6 protein-coding genes are annotated in these 4,929 nt (G+C 49.8%); 5 read left to right on the top strand and 1 reads right to left on the bottom strand.

The annotated features are described in order from the left end of the window. Positions 1–319 precede the first annotated feature (319 nt). Genes cysT through L1N85_RS26470 form a run of 4 tightly spaced genes read left to right on the top strand, consistent with a single transcriptional unit; the run spans position 320 to position 4,093 of the window. Positions 320–1,126: a sulfate ABC transporter permease subunit CysT gene (gene cysT, locus L1N85_RS26485; protein ID WP_268818494.1), complete on the top strand. Its 807-nt coding sequence runs from the start codon at positions 320–322 to the stop codon at positions 1,124–1,126. Beyond that, on the top strand, positions 1,126–1,923 hold the full coding sequence (locus tag L1N85_RS26480; protein ID WP_235242015.1) for a sulfate ABC transporter permease subunit: 798 nt from the start codon (positions 1,126–1,128) through the stop codon (positions 1,921–1,923). The genes cysT and L1N85_RS26480 overlap by 1 nt, the downstream gene beginning before the upstream one ends. A 3-nt stretch (positions 1,924–1,926) precedes the next feature. After that, on the top strand, positions 1,927–2,991 hold the full coding sequence (locus L1N85_RS26475) for a sulfate/molybdate ABC transporter ATP-binding protein (protein WP_235242013.1): 1,065 nt from the start codon (positions 1,927–1,929) through the stop codon (positions 2,989–2,991). 31 nt (positions 2,992–3,022) lie between these two features. Beyond that, positions 3,023–4,093: a sulfate ABC transporter substrate-binding protein gene (locus L1N85_RS26470; protein WP_235242012.1), complete on the top strand. Its 1,071-nt coding sequence runs from the start codon at positions 3,023–3,025 to the stop codon at positions 4,091–4,093. Between the two features lie 104 nt (positions 4,094–4,197). Here L1N85_RS26470 and L1N85_RS26465 read toward each other — a convergent pair whose 3' ends face one another. Further along, on the bottom strand, positions 4,198–4,359 hold the full coding sequence (locus L1N85_RS26465) for a hypothetical protein (protein WP_235242011.1): 162 nt from the start codon (positions 4,357–4,359) through the stop codon (positions 4,198–4,200). A gap of 206 nt (positions 4,360–4,565) precedes the next feature. Between L1N85_RS26465 and L1N85_RS26460 the strand changes: the two genes are divergently transcribed. Continuing rightward, positions 4,566–4,799 carry a hypothetical protein gene (locus L1N85_RS26460; protein ID WP_235242010.1) on the top strand — a complete coding sequence of 78 codons (234 nt, stop codon included), beginning with the start codon at positions 4,566–4,568 and terminating at the stop codon, positions 4,797–4,799. Positions 4,800–4,929: the final 130 nt, after the last annotated feature.

Genomic DNA, 4,929 nt, shown 5'->3' with positions numbered 1-4,929 from the left:
AATCTAATCCCCTCCGTTGTTTCTTCAGTATACAAAAAGGTACCCATAGCCTGAACACCTTTTTTTAAAGTGTCCAGTCTATGGGTACCAGTGTATGCTGAGCTCCTCTCTTTTTTTTGCATAGAGGCTTGGGCGGAAAAATTGGGCATAAGAAAATGCTATCCAAGCGATCAGTTTTTCTAAATTTAGCATTGACTTCATCCCATTCCGGATGCTACATTATCAATACCTAGTAAATTAATAGGAATTATAATTTTGATCATCTTGTTACACCTGCGGCACGAGCCGATGGTCTGGGGGTTAAGTCACAGTGAATACAATGTTTCGCGGAAAAGGGTGGAGCTTCGGTTTTCGCAGCACCATTATGCTTTATTTTATTATACTGATCGTATTACCGATCGTAGGCATTTATACGCAATCCTTCTCGCTGGGTTGGATCCCTTTCTGGGAAAGCGTATCTGAACCTCTAGCATGGAAAGCTGTGCTGCTCACGGTAAAACTGGCTGTTATAGCGACACTGTTAAATATGTTTCTTGGAACGATGATCGGCTGGGTGCTCGTTCGTTATCGCTTCCCCGGACGCCGGCTGCTGAACAGTCTTGTCGATCTGCCGTTTGCGCTGCCTACAGCGGTAGGCGGCCTTATGATCCTGCTGCTGCTTGGACCTAACAGTCTGGTGGGCGGTTTGGCAGAGAAGATCGGCATTGAGATTGTGTTCCATGAACCAGCGATCGTCGTAGCTATGCTGTTCGTAACGTTTCCCTTCGTTATCCGCGCGATTCAGCCTTTGCTGGAGGAGATGGATAAATCGGAGGAAGAAGCTGCTTATACGTTAGGAGCTACGCGCGCAAAGACATTCTTCAGCGTTATTTTTCCTACCATGCTGCCTGGTATTTTGAGCGGCGCTATGCTTGCCTTCTCCCGCGGCATTGCGGAGTTCGGAGCCGTCGTGCTCATAGCCGGCAACATTCCCGGCAAAACATTAATCGCTGCCGTCTATATTTTCGGAGAGATCGAAAGCAGTAATCCGCAAGGGGCGGCTGCCGTATCGGTGCTGCTGCTTACGCTATCCTTCTTCATTCTATGGACCGTTAACCTCATTCAAGCCAGGAGGACCGGCCAATGATGAGAAAATTGTGGATTGCATTAACTTATATCGTCTTTGCTTTGCTGCTAATCGCGCCGTTAATTAAAATTTTCACAGGCTCGTGGGCAGACGGTTTGAGCGGATTCGTGGAAGCCATCACGCGGCCTCAATCGCTGCATGCGCTTATGATGACAGCCATTATCGTAGTTGTCGTCACGGCTTTAAACACGATCTTCGGAATTATGCTCGCTCTTTATCTCGTTCGTGCGGAATGGATCGGACAGAGAATGAAGCGGCTGTTAAATAGCTTGGTCGATTTGCCTTTTGCGGTATCGCCGGTTATTGGCGGTTTGATGATCGTCCTTATTTTGGGGCCAAACACCGTGATCGGGGCTTTGTTCGAGGACGCCGGCTTCAAAATCGTATACGCGCTGCCGGGGATGATTTTTGCGACCTTGTTCGTGACGTTCCCGCTTATGGTGCGCGAGGTGATGCCGGTGCTGCAGGAAATCGGAGCCCAGCAGGAAGAAGCGGCGTCAACGCTCGGCGCTTACTCGTGGTATACTTTCTGGATGGTTACTTGGCCGTCGATTCGCTGGGGCGTCATTTATGGCGTTGTCTTGACGGTAGCGCGTTCGCTCGGTGAATTCGGCGCCGTGCTCGTCGTTTCCGGAAACATTATGAACAAAACGCAGACCGCTACTACGCTTGTTTATCAGGATGTCGAGAATTTCAACGTAGTCGCCGCCAATGGAATAGCGTTTGTCCTTGCGGCTTTTTCCGTGGGGTTGCTGCTTCTCATGGAATGGGCGAAAAAACGAAAGGAAGTGCATTAGGCCATGCATATTGAAGTGCGGGATCTAAATAAAAACTTCGGCGATTTTCATGCGGTGATGGATGTCAGCTTTGAGATTGAAAAGGGCCAACTAATCGGCTTGCTCGGACCGAGCGGCGGCGGTAAAACGTCCATACTTCGTATGCTGGCCGGGCTTGAAACGCCTTCCTCAGGCGATATAATCTTTCACGGCAAGCGCGTTAACGACCTGCCTCCGCAGGAGCGCGGGATCGGCTTCGTCTTTCAAAACTATGCGCTGTTCAAGCATATGACCGTTTATGATAACATCGCTTTCGGACTTAAAGTGAAGAAGCAGTCGAAGGAGCAAATTCGCGAGCGCGTGATGTACCTTATAGAGCTGACGGGTCTGAAAGGCTTCGAGCACCGCTACGCGCATCAACTATCTGGCGGTCAACGCCAACGCGTAGCCTTCGCAAGAGCTCTCGCGCCAGAGCCGCAGCTGCTGCTGCTCGACGAGCCGTTCGCCGCGATTGACGCCAAGATCCGCACGGAGCTGCGTACTTGGCTGAAGGAAATGATCGAGCGCGTGGGCATTACCTCGATCTTCGTTACGCATGACCAAGAGGAAGCGATCGAGGTAGCCGACGAAATTATGATTATTAGCAAGGGCAAGCTGGAGCAGAAGGGCAGTCCATGGGATATTTACAAAAATCCGCAGACGCCGTTCGTCGCCGGATTTATCGGCGAATCGACGATCGTGGACAATATCGCGCAGCTTAAGGGCTTCGAGGATGCGGCAAATCGGCCGGGAACAAAAGCGCTCATTCGTCCTGAATATATAGAAATCGGCAAGCCGGGAGAAATTAAGCTGGCTTCCGCTACGCTTCCGGGAAAAGTGAAGCATCTGCATTTCCGGGGCAGCGAATGGATGGTCGAGCTCCTCGTAGGCAACACGAAGCTGATTACGTACCGTTCGCTTGAGAAGGAAGTGCTGCACCCTGGCGATCAGGTAAGCGTGCTGGTGCACCGTGCGTATCTCTTCAATGATAACGAGAGCTGGATTGCGGAAAATAAACTTAAGGTAGATCCGATGCCTATCCATATTTAAGATATCTAAGCAGAAAGAGTTGTATGCAAACATGAAGAGAAGTCGAGCAACAAGCCAGCGCATGTTCACGCTGCTGCTTGCCGCGGTAATGCTGCTTGCAGCTGCCGGCTGCGGCAAGGCTGCGCAGACGAACGGCAACGGTACTGAATCTTCCGTACAAAACGGCGATGTCACGCTTGTCATCGGTGCATATTCGGTTGTGAAGGATGCCTTCGCTGAGCTGCTCCCTAAGTTCCAAACGCATTGGCTGGAGGAAACGGGGCAGAAGGTGACATTCCAGGAATCCTATGAGGCGTCGGGCACGCAGGCACGTGCGATAGCTGGCGGCTTCGAGGCAGATGTCGCCATTCTGGCGATGGAGGGCGATCTGGACAAAATTGCGAGTGCCGGTTTCATTACGCATGATTGGAAGGCACAGAGCAATAGCGGAGTCATTACGAATTCCATTGTTGTACTGGGTACTCGAACAGGCAATCCACTAGGAATAAAGGATTGGAATGATTTGACGCGGGAAGGCGTAAAGGTGCTTTATCCGAATCCGAAGACGTCGGGCGGAGCGCAGTGGGATATTAACGCGATTTATGGAGCGGGGCTTAAGCAGTCTGAACAACAGAATGGCGTTAAAGATCCTGCCTTTGCCAAAAGCTTTCTAAAAGCGGTTCACGCTAACGTCGAATCGCTCGACAAGAGCGGCCGCGCATCGATGGCAGCATTCGAATATGGCGTAGGCGATGTGATCGTAACTTACGAAAACGAGCTGATTGCCCGTGTAAATCAGGGCGTCGATTATGAAATTGTCATACCGAAAAGCACGATTCTGATCGAGAATCCGGCGGCTGTAGTTGACAAAAACGTCGAAAAGCATGGCACGCGCAAGGTTGCCGAAGCCTTTATCGCGTATTTGCACAGCGAGGAAGCGCAGCGTTTATTCACTGAGCACGGCTTTCGTTCGGTAGACGGGAAGGTCGCGGCGGATACGAAGGACCGTTTTGCAGTGCCGGAGGATTTATTCGATATTTCGTATCTTGGCGGATGGCCGGAGGTCAGAGAGAGCCTGTATTCGAAGAAAGGCATCTGGTATCAGGTGCTGGCGGGTCTTTAGGTGAGTTAGAACATTTTGCAGCTGGAATCGATGGTGGATCCAAAATAAAAGAAGCTCTCCAGGACTGCTGCCTGGAGAGCTTCTTATCATTTTACATGTAAAACCTAGAACATCGGGAATACATAGCGAACGAGAAAATATAGAGCGCCAAAGAAGATGATGATATATGCGGTATATTTGATGAATGTAGATGCGACCATGCTGGAATCCGTTTTTTTCTCCACGTGGCGTTCTTCAATTTCTACATTTCGATTTTGAGTTGTCATTTGACCCACTCCTTTTTGATTGGTTAACTATCTGTACCCTGCGAGGCGGTGGTTGAATCATCCTGCGATGGACAAAGCTTCTCCCTTTCCCGTTAGCCGTTCTAATCGCGCTGCACCTGAATATAGTAGGTAACGAAGCCGACATTTTTGCAGGTCTGCTTTTTTATGTGCAAAACAATAGAATAGGGCAACAGGAGGAAAGAAACATGAATGATTTGTTAAAACATTTACGTAAGCTGGCTGAGACCAGATACGCAGGCACGGATGCGCTGCGGCGCATCGAACAGACGCTCCTAGAGCTGGAGGTTTATTTGGAGTCCAATCCGGAAGATGAAATCGCCTTGGTGCAATATCGCCAGTTTGCTGCGCAGCGGGCAGGCTTTCTTGCAAAGCTGTCGGATTCGCCGGACGACCTGTCGGATTCTGAAATTCAGGCTTAGCCTGTTTAGGAGTTAATCCTATTGTTTAAATCATGCTAGTAGTCTCTCAAAGCTAATAGTAGAGAATGGCTAGATATGGTATGATAATGCCAAAAAGAGGAATATAACGATGCGTCCTATAAAATACCCA

The sequence above is a fragment of the Paenibacillus alkaliterrae genome (assembly GCF_021532375.1).
GTDB lineage: Bacteria > Bacillota > Bacilli > Paenibacillales > Paenibacillaceae > Pristimantibacillus > Pristimantibacillus alkaliterrae.
The sequence above is the reverse complement of the archived record's forward strand: the minus strand, read 5'-3'. Positions and strand labels throughout refer to the sequence as shown.

What these genes read in the sequence shown, in the direction of transcription:
- cysT (WP_268818494.1), top strand. Translation starts at nt 320, where the DNA reads ATGTTTCGCGGAAAAGGGTGGAGCTTCGGTTTTCGCAGCACCATTATG.
- L1N85_RS26480 (WP_235242015.1), top strand. Translation starts at nt 1,126, where the DNA reads ATGAGAAAATTGTGGATTGCATTAACTTATATCGTCTTTGCTTTGCTG.
- L1N85_RS26475 (WP_235242013.1), top strand. Translation starts at nt 1,927, where the DNA reads ATGCATATTGAAGTGCGGGATCTAAATAAAAACTTCGGCGATTTTCAT.
- L1N85_RS26470 (WP_235242012.1), top strand. Translation starts at nt 3,023, where the DNA reads ATGAAGAGAAGTCGAGCAACAAGCCAGCGCATGTTCACGCTGCTGCTT.
- L1N85_RS26465 (WP_235242011.1), bottom strand. Translation starts at nt 4,359, where the DNA reads ATGACAACTCAAAATCGAAATGTAGAAATTGAAGAACGCCACGTGGAG.
- L1N85_RS26460 (WP_235242010.1), top strand. Translation starts at nt 4,566, where the DNA reads ATGAATGATTTGTTAAAACATTTACGTAAGCTGGCTGAGACCAGATAC.